13 protein-coding genes and 1 tRNA gene are annotated in these 14,740 nt (G+C 61.8%); 6 read left to right on the top strand and 8 right to left on the bottom strand.

Going from position 1 to position 14,740, the window contains the following annotated elements:
- Positions 1–100 precede the first annotated feature (100 nt).
- From DVB37_RS16490 to DVB37_RS16480, 3 genes are read left to right on the top strand one after another with little or no spacing between them, the layout of a single operon-like run.
- Positions 101–1,309 (top strand): fatty acid desaturase, encoded by a 1,209-nt coding sequence (locus DVB37_RS16490; RefSeq protein ID WP_104144451.1) that lies wholly within the window; start codon positions 101–103, stop codon positions 1,307–1,309.
- Entirely contained in the window at positions 1,306–3,600 is a 2,295-nt protein-coding gene (locus DVB37_RS16485) for a UvrD-helicase domain-containing protein (protein ID WP_104144452.1), read from the top strand. Before DVB37_RS16490 ends, DVB37_RS16485 begins: the two co-directional genes overlap by 4 nt.
- A 2-nt stretch (positions 3,601–3,602) precedes the next feature.
- The gene (locus DVB37_RS16480) at positions 3,603–3,908 is read left to right on the top strand and encodes a chorismate mutase (protein ID WP_046804661.1); all 306 of its coding nucleotides are present in this window, start codon (positions 3,603–3,605) and stop codon (positions 3,906–3,908) included.
- A 106-nt stretch (positions 3,909–4,014) separates the two neighbouring features.
- Here DVB37_RS16480 and DVB37_RS16475 read toward each other — a convergent pair whose 3' ends face one another.
- From DVB37_RS16475 to dapC, 5 genes are all read right to left on the bottom strand, one after another.
- Entirely contained in the window at positions 4,015–5,949 is a 1,935-nt protein-coding gene (locus DVB37_RS16475) for an ABC-F family ATP-binding cassette domain-containing protein (RefSeq protein WP_120156223.1), read from the bottom strand.
- Entirely contained in the window at positions 5,946–6,842 is an 897-nt protein-coding gene (prmB, locus tag DVB37_RS16470; RefSeq protein ID WP_104144454.1) for a 50S ribosomal protein L3 N(5)-glutamine methyltransferase, read from the bottom strand. The genes DVB37_RS16475 and prmB overlap by 4 nt, the downstream gene beginning before the upstream one ends.
- A 102-nt stretch (positions 6,843–6,944) precedes the next feature.
- Positions 6,945–8,081, bottom strand: coding sequence for a succinyl-diaminopimelate desuccinylase (gene dapE / locus DVB37_RS16465; RefSeq protein WP_046804658.1), 1,137 nt, complete (start codon positions 8,079–8,081; stop codon positions 6,945–6,947).
- Positions 8,081–8,902, bottom strand: coding sequence for a 2,3,4,5-tetrahydropyridine-2,6-dicarboxylate N-succinyltransferase (dapD, locus tag DVB37_RS16460; protein WP_046804657.1), 822 nt, complete (start codon positions 8,900–8,902; stop codon positions 8,081–8,083). The genes dapE and dapD overlap by 1 nt, the downstream gene beginning before the upstream one ends.
- A 24-nt stretch (positions 8,903–8,926) precedes the next feature.
- Positions 8,927–10,123, bottom strand: coding sequence for a succinyldiaminopimelate transaminase (gene dapC, locus DVB37_RS16455; RefSeq protein ID WP_162941231.1), 1,197 nt, complete (start codon positions 10,121–10,123; stop codon positions 8,927–8,929).
- A gap of 47 nt (positions 10,124–10,170) precedes the next feature.
- On the opposite strand from dapC, the gene DVB37_RS16450 reads away from it, so the two are divergent.
- From DVB37_RS16450 to DVB37_RS28395, 3 genes are all read left to right on the top strand, one after another.
- A tRNA-Leu gene (locus tag DVB37_RS16450) sits at positions 10,171–10,257 on the top strand.
- Positions 10,258–10,397: 140 nt separating this feature from the next.
- Positions 10,398–11,381 carry a site-specific integrase gene (locus DVB37_RS16445; RefSeq protein WP_120156221.1) on the top strand — a complete coding sequence of 328 codons (984 nt, stop codon included), beginning with the start codon at positions 10,398–10,400 and terminating at the stop codon, positions 11,379–11,381.
- 4 nt (positions 11,382–11,385) lie between these two features.
- Positions 11,386–11,958 (top strand): hypothetical protein, encoded by a 573-nt coding sequence (locus DVB37_RS28395; protein WP_162941230.1) that lies wholly within the window; start codon positions 11,386–11,388, stop codon positions 11,956–11,958.
- Here DVB37_RS28395 and DVB37_RS16440 read toward each other — a convergent pair.
- The 3 genes from DVB37_RS16440 to DVB37_RS16430 are packed head-to-tail and all read right to left on the bottom strand — an operon-like array spanning position 11,906 to position 14,600.
- Complete coding sequence (locus DVB37_RS16440) at positions 11,906–12,148, bottom strand: hypothetical protein (protein WP_120156220.1); 243 nt, start codon at positions 12,146–12,148, stop codon at positions 11,906–11,908. The genes DVB37_RS28395 and DVB37_RS16440 overlap by 53 nt on opposite strands.
- On the bottom strand, positions 12,145–12,930 hold the full coding sequence (locus tag DVB37_RS16435) for a hypothetical protein (RefSeq protein WP_120156219.1): 786 nt from the start codon (positions 12,928–12,930) through the stop codon (positions 12,145–12,147). Before DVB37_RS16435 ends, DVB37_RS16440 begins: the two co-directional genes overlap by 4 nt.
- The gene (locus DVB37_RS16430; RefSeq protein ID WP_240433902.1) at positions 12,927–14,600 is read right to left on the bottom strand and encodes a DNA cytosine methyltransferase; all 1,674 of its coding nucleotides are present in this window, start codon (positions 14,598–14,600) and stop codon (positions 12,927–12,929) included. The genes DVB37_RS16435 and DVB37_RS16430 overlap by 4 nt, the downstream gene beginning before the upstream one ends.
- Positions 14,601–14,740 lie beyond the last annotated feature (140 nt).

Raw genomic sequence — 14,740 nt, 5'->3', positions numbered from 1 at the left:
CTTGATTTCGCTCAAAAACTATTTTGAAACTCCCTTGTCATAAGTCGGCAAAGGTAAGCTAAACTTCAGGCACTTAACAAGCGAGGCTCATAACAGCTTTATGGATTACATCCTCTCCTTCATTGCCGGTGGTCTGACCCAAGCCTCTTGGTGGCAGATCGTCGTATTCACCTTGGTCGTGACGCACATCACGATTGTTGCGGTCACCGTCTTTCTCCATCGCAGCCAAGCGCACCGCGGTCTGGATCTCCATCCTGCCGTCATGCATTTCTTCCGCTTCTGGCTCTGGATGACGACCGGTATGGTCACCAAGGAATGGGTTGCCATTCACCGCAAGCACCACGCCAAGTGCGAAAAGGAAGGCGATCCTCACTCGCCCATGTTGTTCGGTATCTGGAAGGTGCTGTTCCGCGGCGCGGAGCTGTATCGCGAAGAATCGAACAACAAGGAAACCATGGCCAAGTTCGGCCACGGTACGCCTGACGACTGGCTCGAACGCAACGTCTACAGCAAGCACAGCTTGTGGGGCGTGCTGTCCATGCTCGCCATCGACGTCGCCCTGTTCGGCGCGGTCGGCGTGACGGTGTGGGCGGTTCAGATGGCCTGGATTCCCTTCTGGGCAGCCGGCGTCGTCAACGGTATTGGCCACTATTGGGGCTACCGCAACTACAACAGCCCGGACACCAGCACCAACGTGTTCCCCTGGGGCATCGTGATTGGCGGCGAAGAGCTGCACAACAACCACCACGCCCACGGCACGTCGGCCAAGTTCTCGGCCAAGTGGTACGAATTCGACATCGGCTGGTGCTACATCAACATCCTGAAGTTCTTTGGCCTGGCCAAGATCAAGAAGGTTGCGCCCAAGCTCAAGCTGGATGACAGCCGTACCGGCATCGACCTGCGCACGTTGCAAGGCGTGATCACGCACCGCTACGAAGTCATGGCCCGCTACGCGGACGTGATCAAGAGCGCCGCTCGCGAAGAGATGAACAAGCTGAAGGCCTCGCGCCAGGAAGGCAACGCAGACTGCGACTACACCAAGTTGCGCCAAGTGCGTCGTGCCATCCACCGCAACGAGGAAATCCTCCAGCCTGAACAGCTTGCCGCCGTGGATAGCGCCATTGCCAAAAACAAGTCGCTGTCGACCTTGGTGCAGATGCGTCGTGAACTCGGCCGCATCTGGGAAAGCTCCAGCGCCAGCAGCGAACAGCTTCTTCATGACCTGCAGGCCTGGTGCCAGCGCGCCCAGCAAAGCGGCATCGCCGGGCTCGAGCAATTCGCTCAACATCTGCGCCGCTACGCGGCATGATGCTAGAGAAGCTCAACCCTGAACAACGCGCCGCAGTAACGTTAGAACCGCAGCACGCCCTGGTCTTGGCCGGGGCGGGCAGCGGCAAGACCCGGGTACTGACTACCCGCATGGCCTGGCTGATTCAAACCGGCCAGGCTTCGCCTTTTGGGCTTCTGGCGGTTACGTTCACCAATAAGGCCGCGCGCGAAATGCTGGCGCGTATGTCGGCGATCTTGCCGATCGATACGCGCGGCTTGTGGATCGGCACGTTTCACGGCCTTTGCAACCGCATGCTGCGCGCGCATCACCGCGATGCCGGCTTGCCGCAAAGCTTCCAGATCCTGGACGTGACGGACCAGCTTGCCGCCATCAAGCGCCTGATGAAGGCCAATGGCGTCGACGACGAAAAGTATCCGCCCCGGGACGTCCAGCGCTTCATCAACGGCGCCAAGGAAGAAGGCCTTCGTCCGCAAGACGTCGAGGCCTATGACGCCCATCGCCGCCGCCTGATCGAGATCTATCAGCTGTACGAAGCCCAGTGCCAACGCGAAGGCGTGGTCGACTTCGCCGAGCTGCTGCTGCGCGCCTACGAATTGCTGTCGCGCAATGCGCCGGTACGCGAGCACTACCAGCGCCGCTTCCGCCATATTCTGGTCGACGAGTTCCAAGACACCAACACGCTCCAATACAAGTGGCTGCGCCTGCTGGCCGGCGGTGGCGCGGCCATCTTTGCCGTGGGCGACGACGACCAATCCATCTATGCGTTCCGTGGCGCGAACGTCGGCAATATGTCCGACTTCGAACGCGACTACGCGCACGGCACCGTCATCCGCCTTGAGCAGAATTACCGCTCGTTCGGCCACATCCTGGATTCCGCCAACGCGCTGATCGGCCATAACAGTGGCCGCCTGGGCAAGAATCTTTGGACGGATCAGGGCGAAGGCGAACCGGTGCGCGTCATCGAACAGCCCTCCGACGGCATGGAAGCCCAATGGATCGTGGACGAAATCCGTTCGCTGATCCACGACGGCAGCCTGCGCCGCGAGATTGCCGTGCTGTATCGCAGCAACGCGCAGTCGCGCGTGATCGAGCACGCCATCTTCTCGGCCGGTATTCCGTACAAGGTCTATGGCGGCCTGCGCTTTTTCGAGCGCCAGGAAATCAAGCACGCCCTGGCGTACTTGCGCTTGATGGCCAATCCGCATGACGACACGTCGTGGATGCGCGTGGTCAATTTCCCGACGCGCGGCATAGGCGCGCGCACGCTAGAGCAACTGGCCGACGCGGCCCGCGCGCACGACACCAGCCTGTACGGCGCGGTGGCCCTGGTGGCCGGCAAGGGGGGGTCCAACCTGGCGCAGTTTGCCCAGCTGATCCACCGCCTGATCGAAGAAACGCGCGATCTGCCGCTGCCGGAAATGGTCGAGCACATGCTCGAAACCAGTGGCCTGAACGCTCACTACAAGGCGGAGCGCGAAGGCGCCGAACGGCTGGAAAACTTGAACGAATTGATCACGGCCGCGGCCGTGTTCGCGTCGGAAGAAAACTACGATGGCATGCCTGCCGGCGTGGTGCCCGACCAGGCCACGTCGTCAACGCTGATGCCGGGCGTCGTCGACGCGCCCATCGTGGCCTCTGACGGGCTGACGCCGTTGGCGGCGTTCCTGTCGCATGCCGCGCTTGAAGCCGGCGATAACCAGGCCCAGCAAGGCCAGGACGCCGTCCAGCTCATGACGGTGCACGCCGCCAAGGGCCTGGAGTTCGACGCGGTTTTCATCACCGGTCTTGAAGAAGGCCTGTTCCCGCACGAGAACAGCATCCTTGAGCAGTCCGGGCTGGAAGAAGAGCGGCGCCTGATGTACGTGGCGATTACCCGCGCACGGCAGCGTTTGTACATCAGCCTGGCACAAAGCCGGATGCTGCATGGCCAGACGCGCTACGCGATGCGCTCACGCTTCCTTGACGAGATTCCCGAAGAGCATCTGAAGTGGCTGTCGCCCAAGGCCGGCTTGGCGCCGGTCAGCAGCACGGGCGCCGGCTGGGGCGGCGGCAATCGGGGTGATGCGTTCGGCCGCAAAGCCACCAATACCATTGCGCCGCGTCAACCTCGCGGCATCGCAAGCGGTGTCACGGTGGGCGACAAGCAGTATCGTGTGGGTCAGGGCGTGCATCACGCGCGGTTTGGCGATGGCACGATTATTGGCTTGAGCGGCGCTGGACAGGACGCCCAGGCGGAAATCCAGTTTCGTGACGTGGGCGCCAAAACCTTGGCGCTGGGTATCGCGAAGCTTGATATTGTTCAGGGTTAAACATGGCCAACAACGAGTCTCCGAAAGCCGAGCTGGCGTCCCTGCGTGCCGAGGTCGATGAAATCGATCAGCAGATCATGCTGCTGTTGGGCGTGCGGTTTCGCTGCACGGACATGATTGGTGAATTGAAAACCAATCACGGAATGGACCTGGTGGACCCGCAACGGGAAAGCCAACAGGTCGAGCGCATTCGACGCCTGGCGGAAGAGGCCGGCGTGCCGCCCGCGTTGGCCGAGACCATCCTGCGCGAGGTGATCGACACCGTGATCGATCACCACACCCGCCTGCGCGAACGTCCTTACTCGTAATAAAAGAAGCGGGGGGCCAATCGGCCCCCCGTTTTCCATAGCGATCCAAGCTGTGCCGCTGCGCCGCTGTTGCGGGTTTTGCAGCGGTTGCAGCCGTACGTTTGGATCATCCCTCGCTTTGGTCGATTTCTTCCAGCGAACCCTGGATTTCCAGCCATTGCTCTTCCAGCTCGTCCATGCGCTTGCCGTGTTCGCCGTGCTCGGCCATGACCTTTTGGCGCTCGGCGCGGCGCGCGTCTGAATACAGGTCGGCGTCGGCAATGATGGCGTCCAGCGCGTGCAATTTGACGCGCAGCTTTTCCATCTCGGCCTCGACCTTGGCCAACTTCGACTCCAGCGGTTTGCGCAGTGCGGATAGGCGTTGGCGCTGTTCGGCTTCAGCGCGGCGTTGCGCCTTGCGGTCCACGACGGGTTCGCTGCCGTCGGCATTTTCGCGCGCGGCTTCGGCGCGCTCGCCGGCGTTGCGGGCGGCCAGCCAGTCGCGGTAGTCCTCCAGGTCGCCATCGAATTCGCGCACCGCGCCATCCGCGACAATCCAGAAGCTGTCCACGGTAGTACGCAGCAGGTGCCGGTCGTGCGATACCAGCAGCATGCTGCCGCCGAAGTCGGCAAGGGCGGCGGCCAGCGCTTCGCGCGTTTCGACATCCAAGTGGTTGCTGGGTTCGTCCAGCAGCAGCAGATTGGGTTTTTGCCAGACGATCAAGGACAACGCCAGGCGTGCTTTTTCGCCACCGGACATCGGGCCGACTTTGCTGGTGACCGTGTCGCCCGAAAAGCCGAAGCCGCCGAGGTAATTGCGCAGCTCTTGTTCGCGCGTGTCCGGCGCCAGCCGTGCCAGATGGGCGATAGGCGTGCTGTCCACGTCCAGCATATCCAGCTGATGCTGGTGAAAGTAGCCAATCGCCAAGCCACGCGAGGCACGCCGTTCGCCTGCTTGCACGGGGATCTCTTCGGCCAGCGTCTTGATCAGGGTACTTTTGCCGGCGCCGTTGGCCCCCAGCACGCCGACACGGCTGCCCGCGCGAACCATCAACGTCACATCGCGCAGAATCGGAATGGCGTTGCCTGCCGCGTCCGTATACCCGGCCGACAGGTGTTCCAGCGTCAACAGCGGGTCAGGCACCTGGTCGGGCGAGGGGATGCGGATGTCGATGCCGGCTTCAGCGTGCAGCGGCGCCAGCACCTGCATGCGCGCCAGCGCCTTGACGCGGCTTTGCGCCTGCTTCGCCTTGGAAGCCTTGGCTTTGAAGCGGTCGATAAACCCTTGCAGGCGGGCCGTCTCGCGCGTCTGGCGTTCGTAGGCGATGTTGGTCTGGCGCAGGCGCTCGGCGCGTTGCGTCAGGAAATCACCGTAGCCACCGCGATACCGCACCAGTTTGGCGTGGTCGAAATGCAGGATGGACTTGGCCACCGCGTCCAGGAATTCGGTGTCGTGGGAAATCAGCATGACGGTGCCCGGATAGGCCCCCAGCCATTTCTCCAGCCACAGCATCGCGTCCAGATCCAGGTGGTTCGTGGGTTCGTCCAGCAGCAGCAATTCGGAAGGGGCCATCAGCGCGCTGGCCAGTGCCAGGCGCATGCGCCAGCCGCCCGAGAAGCTTTCGACCGGCAGCATCCATTCGTTGGGCTTGAAACCCAGGCCGGCCAGCAACTGCTCTGCGCGCGAGGCGGCGCTCCAGGCGCCGGCTTCGATCAGCGCCGCTTCCACTTCGGCGATTTGCGTGCCCTGGTCGTCCGTCAGTTCGGCGCGGCGCGCCTGCAATTCGCGCAAGTGCGTGTCGCCGTCGATGACAAATTCACGAGCCGGGCGGTTGTCGGCGTCCAACTCTTGCTTGACGCTGGCAATGCGCCAGCCCGCCGGCAGGTTCACGGTGCCGGCATCCAGGTCCAGCGCGCCGGTCAGCAGCGCGAACAGCGAGGACTTGCCCGCGCCGTTCTTGCCAACGATGCCGACGCGCTCGCCGGGGTGTACGACAAATTCAGCGCTATCTAACAGCACTTTCGTGCCGCGGCGCAGGGTCAATCCAGTGGCGCGTATCACAGGCTGAGTTGCTCTCGGGTAAGCAGCAGGATCTGGTCCGACGCTTCTTCTGTGTCCAGCCAGACGGGCGAGAGCTGCGGGAAGGCGGCTTCGAAGAAGTCGCGCTCGTGGCCGATCTCAAGCACGATCACGCCCTCAGGTGCCAGGTACTGTGGCGCCGACGCCAGGATGCGCCGCACCAGGTCCATGCCGTCGTCGCCACCCGCCAAGGCCAGCTGCGGCTCATGACGGTATTCCTGGGGCAGCACGTCCATAGAACCGCTGTTCACATAAGGCGGATTGCAGATGATGACGTCGTACTGGCAAGCCGGCAGATTGTCGAAGAGGTTGCTGGCATGCAGGTCCAGACGGTCGGCCAAGCCGTAGTCGTCGACGTTGCGGCGGGCAACCTCCAGCGCATCGGCCGACACGTCCACCGCGTCAACGTGGGCATTGGGGAAGGCCATGGCCGACAGGATGGCCAGGCAACCCGACCCGGTGCACATGTCCAGCACATTTTCCACGGCGTAAGGGTCCTGGACCCAAGGCGACAGCCCTGCGTCCAGCAGTTCGGCAATGGGCGAACGCGGCACGATGACGCGCTGGTCCACGTAGAAGCGGTGGCCGCGCAGCCAGGCCTCGTTGGTCAGGTAGGCCGCGGGCACGCGCTCGGTCACGCGGCGTTCCAGCAGGTCCAGCACGCGGTCGCGTTCTTCACGGACCACGCGGGCGTCCAGGAACGGTTCAAGCGTGTCCAGCGGCAGGTGCAGCGCGTGCAGCGTCAGATAGACGGCCTCGTCCCAGGCGTTATCGCTGCCGTGCCCCAGCGCCACCTGGGCGCTGTTCAGGCGCGACACACCATAGCGGATCAGGTCGCGCAGCGTCAGCAATTCTTGGCGGGCGGATTGATACATAACAGGCCTTATATCCCCGTCCAGCATGCCGAACCGGGAAAAAACACGCCCCCTGTGAAGGGGGCAGAGCGCTTGCGCAGCGTGCGAAGCGCGGGGGTCTCTTTATTTCAGCAGCAGATTTTCCAGCGTGCGGCGATAGATGTTCTTCAGCGGTTCCAGCGAAGCCACTTCGACGCGCTCATTCACCTTGTGGATCGTGGCGTTGCCGGGACCGAACTCGATCACCTGCGGGCAAATCTTGGCGATGAAGCGGCCATCGGACGTGCCACCCGTGGTGGACAGTTCGGCGGTCACGCCGGTTTCGCTGTGAATCGCCTGCACCAGCGCATCGGTCAACGAGCCGCGCGGGGTCAGGAAGGGCTCGCCGCCCAAGTCCCAGTCCAGCTCGTATTCCAGGCCGTGCTTGTCCAGCACGGCGTGCACGCGCGCCTTCAGGCTTTCAGGCGTGCTGGCCGTGGAGAAACGGAAGTTGAACAACGCAACCGCTTCGCCGGGAACCACGTTGGTGGCGCCGGTGCCCGAGTTCAGATTCGACACCTGGAACGTCGTGGGCGGGAAATACTCGTTGCCCTGGTCCCATTCAATCGAGACGATTTCGGCCAACGCGGGCGACAACTGGTGCACGGGGTTGCGCGCCAGATGCGGGTAGGCGACGTGGCCCTGGATGCCCTTGACCGTCAACTTGCCCGACAACGAGCCGCGGCGACCATTCTTGCAGGTGTCGCCCAGCACGTCGCCGGAAGTCGGTTCGCCGACGATGCAGTAATCCAGCTTTTCGCCGCGCGCCTTCAATGCGTCGCAGACGATGGCGGTGCCGTCGATGGACGGGCCTTCTTCGTCGGACGTGATCAGCAGCGCGATCGAACCGTCATGCTGCGGGTGGGCCGCCACGAATTCCTCGGCCGCCACCACGAAGGCGGCAATCGAGCTTTTCATGTCGGCCGCCCCACGGCCGTACAGCCAGCCGTCGCGTTCAGTGGGCACGAACGGGTCGCTATCCCACTTTTCGCGTGGACCCGGAGGCACCACATCGGTGTGACCGGCAAACACGGTCAGCGGCGCGGCGCTGCCGCGACGGGCCCACAGATTGGTGACGCCGCCCTGTGCGATGGTTTCGCACGTGAAGCCGATGCGCTCGAGCCGGGCGGCCAACGCCGCCTGGCAGTCTTCATCCGCCGGCGTGACCGACGGGCGGGCGATCAGGTCCTTGACCAGATCCAGTACGGCTGACGTGCTCATTACGCCCTCAGCAGATCATTGATGCTGGTCTTGGCGCGCGTTTGCGCGTCGACACGCTTGACGATGACGGCGCAAGCCAGGCTGTGCGAGCCGTCGGCCGACGGCAGCGAGCCCGGCACCACGACGGAACCCGACGGCACGCGGCCGTAGGTGATCTTGCCCGTGGCGCGATCAAAAATCTTGGTGCTTTGCGACAGGAACACGCCCATGGCCAAGACCGAGTTTTCTTCCACGATCACGCCTTCGACGACTTCCGAGCGGGCGCCGATGAAGCAGTTGTCTTCGATGATGGTGGGGTTGGCTTGCAGGGGTTCCAGCACGCCGCCGATGCCCACGCCACCCGACAGGTGCACGTTCTTGCCGATCTGCGCGCAAGAGCCGACGGTGGCCCAGGTGTCAACCATGGTGCCTTCGTCAACGTAGGCGCCGATGTTCACATAGGACGGCATCAGCACGACGTTGCGGCCGATGAACGCGCCACGGCGCGCGACGGCGGGCGGCACCACGCGGTAGCCGCCTTGCTTGAAGGCGTTGTCGCCGTATTCCGAGAACTTGAGCGGCACCTTGTCGTAGAACTGCAGCGGCGCCTGGCCCATGATGGCGTTTTCGTTCAGGCGGAACGACAGCAGCACGGCCTTTTTGATCCACTGGTGCACGACCCAGTCGTCGTTGATTTTCTCAGCCACGCGCAGGCGGCCCAGATCCAGCCCGTCGATGGTGTGTTCCACCGCTTCGCGCACTTCGGCGCTGGCGTCGGAGGGAGTCAGGTTGGTCCGGTCGTCCCAGGCTTTTTCGATGGTGGTCTGCAGGTCGAGAGTCATAGCGGCTCAGCTTTTAAAGGTTGATCAAACAGAAGTATGTACAAAATGGGCGATGCGTTCGGCTGCTTGCACGCAATCAGCCAAAGGCGCCACCAACGCAATACGGATGCGGCCGTGGCCGGGATTGACGCCATGCGCTTCCCGCGCCAGGAAACTGCCCGGCAGAACGGTAACACCGGTACGGCCATAAAGGTCGCGCACAAACGCCGTATCCGAGCCCGGCGTGGCCGCCCATAGGTAGAAAGAGGCTTTCGGGCGTGACACATCCAGCACGTTTTCAAGTATGGGGACGACCGTGTCGAATTTTTCGCGATACAGGCGGCGGTTGTCTTTCACATGCGCCTCGTCGGCCCAGGCCGCGATGCTGGCCGCCGACACCAGGGGGCTCATGGCACTGCCATGATACGTGCGATACAAAAGGAACCGGCCGATCAGCGCGGCGTCGCCCGCTACAAAACCCGACCGCAAGCCTGGCACGTTGGACCGCTTGGACAGGCTGGAAAACGCCACCAGATTGCGGTAGTCGTCCCGGCCCAGGCGGCGCGCCGCCTGCAGGCTGCCCAGGGGGGCATCGCCTTCGTCCAGATAGATCTCGGAATAGCATTCGTCCGACGCAATCACAAAGCCGTAACGGTCGGACAGCTTGAAGAGGACTTCCCATTCATCCAGCGACATGACGTTACCGGCCGGGTTGCCCGGCGAGCACACGAACACCAGCCGGGTCTTCTTCCAGACGGCGTCAGGCACCTGATTCCAGTCGCTGGAAAAATTGCGCAACGGATCGGCGTTGACGAAGTAGGGCGTGGCGCCGGCCAGCAGCGTCGCACCTTCGTAGATTTGGTAGAACGGGTTGGGGCAGATCACGACCGACCCAGCGGACGGGTCAATCACGGTCTGGGTAAAAGCGAACAGCGCTTCGCGCGAACCCAGGGCGGGCAAGACCTGCGTGTCGGCATCAGGGGCGGGAATGCTGTAACGGCGCGCCAGCCAGGCAGAAATCGCCTGGCGCAGCGCGGGATCGCCCTTGGTGGACGGGTACACGGAAAGCCCGTCCATATGCCCGCGAATGGCGTCCGCCACGCATTCGGGCGCGGCGTGCTTGGGCTCGCCAATCGATAAGTTGATAGGCGTCAGACCGTTCTGCTGCGCGGCGGCGCAAGCCAGCAACGCGCGCAATTTTTCGAACGGGTAGGGGTGTAAAGCATCGAGGCGCGGATTCATGACGCAAGATTTTAACAAGCAAGCTACAATAGCGGGCTTGACCTTTAGCGAAGGTGGCGAAATTGGTAGACGCACCAGGTTTAGGTCCTGACGCCGTAACAGGTGTAGGGGTTCGAGTCCCCTCCTTCGCACCATACAACTGAGAACCGTTGAATCCCTATAATCAGGGTCTTTAAAATCAACGGTTTAGCGGGAAGGGTGGGTGATCGGTTGACTGCTAAAAATCAAGAATTCGCAGCTTCCGGCCCCATCCTGGCCCCATCTCAGGCCCCACATGGCAAGCATCCAAAAGACCGCAAAAGGGTATCGGGTCCAGGTCAAATTATTGGGCCAACGCGATAGCCAGGTGTTCCCCACGCGGCGCGAAGCCGTCGAATGGGGCGCTAGGCGTGAGGCGGAAATCCGCGACAAGGCCACAAAACCGGCCGGCGACTTGCACACGTTGCGCGAAGCGTTGCGAAAATACAGCGATGAGATTTCACCTCTCCGAAAGGGCGAGCGGTGGGAGCAGGTTCGCCTGGCCGCCTTCGAAAGCTACCTTCTACCCTTGGACCTTCCGATATCCAAGGTCACGCCGCAGCACGTTGCAGCATTCCGGGACGCGAGAAGCAAAAAAGTTGGCGCCTCGTCCGTGCTGCGCGAATTGAGTCTGCTGGCGTCCGTATTTGAGGCCGCGCGCCTCGAATGGGAGTGGGTTGACCTAAATCCATGTCGGGGCATCAGAAAGCCACTTAAGGGCAAGCACCGCGAACGGACGATACATATCTGGGAGATTCGAAAGATGCTCCGCGCGATGGGGTATGACCGTCGCGCCCGTGTTGCCAGCATGGGCGAGGCCATCGCACATTGTTTCCTTCTGGCGCTTCGCACTGGTATGCGCGCCGGCGAGCTTTGCGGCCTGACCTGGGAGCATGTCTACGACCAGCATGTCCACCTTCCAAAAACAAAAAGCGACCGTCCGCGTGATGTGCCTCTATCCACGCGGGCGGTCGCAATTCTGAAAAGAATGAAAGGGTGGGACGACAAGCTGGTGTTCGGCGTCAAGTCGGCTTCGCTGGACGCACTGTTTAGGAAGTACCGGGGGCGCGCGGAGGTGGAAGGATTTACCTTCCACGACAGCCGCCACACCGCAGCAACGATGATTTCCAAGAGGATTGACGTGCTGGACCTGTGCAAAATGTTTGGATGGACCGATCCCAAGATGGCGATGGTCTACTACAACCCGCATGCAGTTTCGATTGCTGTCCGCCTGGGATAAAAAAATGAAAGCCAGCGCCAAATCGTCGTCTCCAATACTTCGTCAAGATGATCTGTTCCCCCCCGAAATCGCCGAATTGCTGAAGGACATCGGCACCTCGCAAGACGATGCCGGTGTGCTTCTTCGCTGCCACCTGGTTGCCGAATCTATTCTCGGAAAATTCTTGTCGACGCATCGAACTGGTGCGCTTAGGACACTGATACCCGAGCCTCAGCAATTTGGACACAAACTAGCTTTGTCCAGTGCGTTCGGGCTTCCAGTAGAACTTGGATTGGCAATGCATCAATTGAATTTGATGCGGAACAAGTTAGCGCATGGCAGAGGAGCAAGCGTCTTGCCGTCAGATGTGCAGGAGTTTGGAAGGAAAGTCTCCGCAGCGCTGAAATCCATTCCTGGGCTGAGGCCAATGGAGGACTTCAAGATACGCTTGGAAAGTTCCAAGCATGCGGGACCGCAAGCATATGGCGGAACCGGCAATAGAACTGATCTGGTTTTTGCATTCGCCATGCTCTATACAACGCTCGCTACATGGATCGTGACTCCAGCAGAAGATAGCGTCGGATCTCGGCACCGGTAATGCGACCATCAACAGCGCGGATTTTCCGTTCCAGAATGCGCTTCTTCAATGTGTTGTAGCTGATACCCAGACGCGTGCAAGCGTCTTTCAGGTGGTAGCACACCATGTCCTCAATTGCGTAGTTCGCGCCGATCCTTGCGGCTTCCACCAGCATCTGTTGAAGTTCGTGCTGTTCAAGTGTGAGTGTCATTGATGTCCCTCGCTTCTTACGCCGTCTTTATCCGCCTCGGCTTGTTCGGCCCGCCAATCCCGGTAGCGCTCCAGGCTTCCTTTAGCGCTGGCGGTCGGCGGCGTGATGCCCTGATGGTTGTCCAGCCACGCCTGCACCTCGCCGCCTGACCACATCTTGCGCAGATGGGTGGGGAACAGGATGCGCACCGCCTGGCTGGCCTGGGGCGCGGCATACAAGGGTGTCTTGCGCACCAGACCCGGGAAGCCCCTGGGCGGCTCATTAAAATCGAACGACCGGTGCAGCGCATAACCATCCGGAGTGGTTTCCAACAGCCACACCATTGGCTTTTGCGCCTCCCCGGCTACAGGGGCGCTTGCCAGGGCGGCGCTGGATGAGGACAGGAGCCATTCCCCGTACTCGGTCACGCGGTGCTTTCCGAATCCAAGCGATTCCAGCGCGCCCGCTTGTGCAAGCTGCTGGATCATCGGCTTACCGATTTTGTGGAACCCGTCCTGAATCACGGTCAGCTTGAAATCGCGGAGCGCATCGAGCCCGTCACTCGGGAGCATTTGGGCGCCCGCCTGCACGCCCTCCGCGCGCAGCTTGGATAGCGCCTCGTGTGCTTCGTACATGAGCAGGGTTACGCTGTTCTCGCCGCCGTTCAGGCCGATCCACTGCCACAGCCGGGCTATGACTGCTTCATGGCTGTCGTAGCCGTGCTGACGTATCACCGCGTTGACGTACTCGTCGCTCAGCGGGTCTTGCTCTGCCGCCTGGGCGGCGTTCTTCTGGTCGGTCATGATGACTCCAAGATTTGATTCACTCGATCGATCCGCTGGCCGATCCAGCGCACATTGGTCACGCACCAGGAATTGCCCAGTGCTTTGTATCTAGGGCCGTCCACGTCCCGGACGCGCCATTTATTGGTCTTCTGGGTCTGGCGAACCTCCATACCAGCGGCACGGCAGGATTCGGGGGTTTCGTTGGCGTCCATGGCGCGCCAGCCGTTCCAGCTTGGGATGCGGGTGTAGCCGCGAGGGTAGGCCTGTAACGCCTCGCATTCTTCGGGGGTGAGGCGGCGAACCTGCATGCCGTAATGGACGGCGCCGACGCCGATGCCCGCGCGTCCGCCATTCGGAGTCAAGAGAGCGTTGGCCGTACCGTCCGCGCGGGTCTCCAGGTTGTGTGAATCGCCGCGACCTCGGATTGCTAGGGTCGTGACGACCGCTTGATGGCCGCCGCCATTCGTGTGGCCACTGCTATGCGACATGGCCCGCTGCGTTCCCGCCACCTCAAAGCCTATGCCAAATCCGTTTTGGCCACTGCTCTTGCAGTCGAAGGCGATAGCAGGGGCGTGAGCACCAGCGGCGAGAGGGTGGCAGGGGTCGCCTGGCTTTGGGTTGCTGCCGTTCTCTGGGCTGGTGATCTGGGTCGTGTCGAACGGAATTGGCACGAGCGGCGTGCCGCGGCCTGTGCCGTCCTCGCTCGCATCGAAACCCTCGCCCCGCAGGCTGTGGGTAATGTACGTGTCTTGGTCGGCGGCGTGCGAGCTGTTGTGCTTGCCCAGCAAGGTGTGCGCGATCAGAGTTTCCGATTCTGCGTCGTAGCGCTGGCCGCCACCAGAGCCGCGGGTGAGGCAACGCGCGATCAGCAGACCCGATTCGGCATCTTGTTGAGTAGCGCTCCCTGCCGCCTTTCCGTTCGCCTGGAGCGTCCCCGCGATCAGCCCCCCGTCGCAATCGAAATCGGTTCCGAGTCCGCCACCGCCTTGAGCGCGAGCGCTAATGGTGGGGGCAATGCCTTGCCGCGCTTTTCTGCTCGGCGCAGGATTCCCCGACAAGCCGTGGCGCTCAAAAAGAACCGCTGCGGCACTTCGCCAGTCTCCAAGACATCCGACAACGAACACACGACGGCGTCGCTGGGGTACTCCAAAGAACTGAGCGTCAAGAATTCGGTAGGCGAACCCATACCCGAGTTCGCCCAGCATCCCGAGGAAGGTTCCAAAATCTTTGCCCTTGTTGCTCGACAAGACGCCGGGGACGTTCTCCCATACCAGCCACTTGGGGCGGTACTTTGCAGCAATTGCACCAAAGGTGAGCATGAGGTTGCCACGCGGGTCATCCAGTCCTTTTCGAAGTCCTGCGACGCTGAAAGACTGGCAGGGGGTGCCTCCGCAAAGAAGGTCAATTGCGACATCTGGCCATTCCTTGTATTTGGTCATATCGCCCCAGTTGGGCGTGTCGGGGTAGTGGTGGGCGAGGACGGCGGACGGGAACGGCTCGATTTCGCTGAAGGCCACGGCCTTCCAGCCGAGCGGGTTCCATGCCACGCTTGCCGCCTCGATGCCACTGCAAACGCTGAGAAAGCGCATGGTTGCCTCTGTATTGTTGGGGTACGATGCGGCGTCACTTAAACGGAGAGGTGAACGATGCACGAGGGAATTGAGGTCGTGGAAGTAGGTGGTGTCCACATCCAGACGCATGTATTCGAGAATGTCACGGGTTTCTGGACAGTCGTCTATTACAAGGACGACGCAGAGGGCACCGAGGTGTTCGTAACTGAGACGGCCACGACGGAGAAAAAGGCTCGCACTGCCTTGTCGAAAGCGCT

The sequence above is a fragment of the Achromobacter sp. B7 genome, assembly GCF_003600685.1.
GTDB classification, from domain to species: domain Bacteria; phylum Pseudomonadota; class Gammaproteobacteria; order Burkholderiales; family Burkholderiaceae_B; genus Achromobacter; species Achromobacter spanius_B.
The sequence above is the reverse complement of the archived record's forward strand: the minus strand, read 5'-3'. Positions and strand labels throughout refer to the sequence as shown.

What these genes read in the sequence shown, in the direction of transcription:
- DVB37_RS16490 (WP_104144451.1), top strand. Translation starts at nt 101, where the DNA reads ATGGATTACATCCTCTCCTTCATTGCCGGTGGTCTGACCCAAGCCTCT.
- DVB37_RS16485 (WP_104144452.1), top strand. Translation starts at nt 1,306, where the DNA reads ATGATGCTAGAGAAGCTCAACCCTGAACAACGCGCCGCAGTAACGTTA.
- DVB37_RS16480 (WP_046804661.1), top strand. Translation starts at nt 3,603, where the DNA reads ATGGCCAACAACGAGTCTCCGAAAGCCGAGCTGGCGTCCCTGCGTGCC.
- prmB (WP_104144454.1), bottom strand. Translation starts at nt 6,842, where the DNA reads ATGTATCAATCCGCCCGCCAAGAATTGCTGACGCTGCGCGACCTGATC.
- dapE (WP_046804658.1), bottom strand. Translation starts at nt 8,081, where the DNA reads ATGAGCACGTCAGCCGTACTGGATCTGGTCAAGGACCTGATCGCCCGC.
- dapD (WP_046804657.1), bottom strand. Translation starts at nt 8,902, where the DNA reads ATGACTCTCGACCTGCAGACCACCATCGAAAAAGCCTGGGACGACCGG.
- dapC (WP_162941231.1), bottom strand. Translation starts at nt 10,123, where the DNA reads ATGAATCCGCGCCTCGATGCTTTACACCCCTACCCGTTCGAAAAATTG.
- DVB37_RS16445 (WP_120156221.1), top strand. Translation starts at nt 10,398, where the DNA reads ATGGCAAGCATCCAAAAGACCGCAAAAGGGTATCGGGTCCAGGTCAAA.
- DVB37_RS28395 (WP_162941230.1), top strand. Translation starts at nt 11,386, where the DNA reads ATGAAAGCCAGCGCCAAATCGTCGTCTCCAATACTTCGTCAAGATGAT.
- DVB37_RS16440 (WP_120156220.1), bottom strand. Translation starts at nt 12,148, where the DNA reads ATGACACTCACACTTGAACAGCACGAACTTCAACAGATGCTGGTGGAA.
- DVB37_RS16435 (WP_120156219.1), bottom strand. Translation starts at nt 12,930, where the DNA reads ATGACCGACCAGAAGAACGCCGCCCAGGCGGCAGAGCAAGACCCGCTG.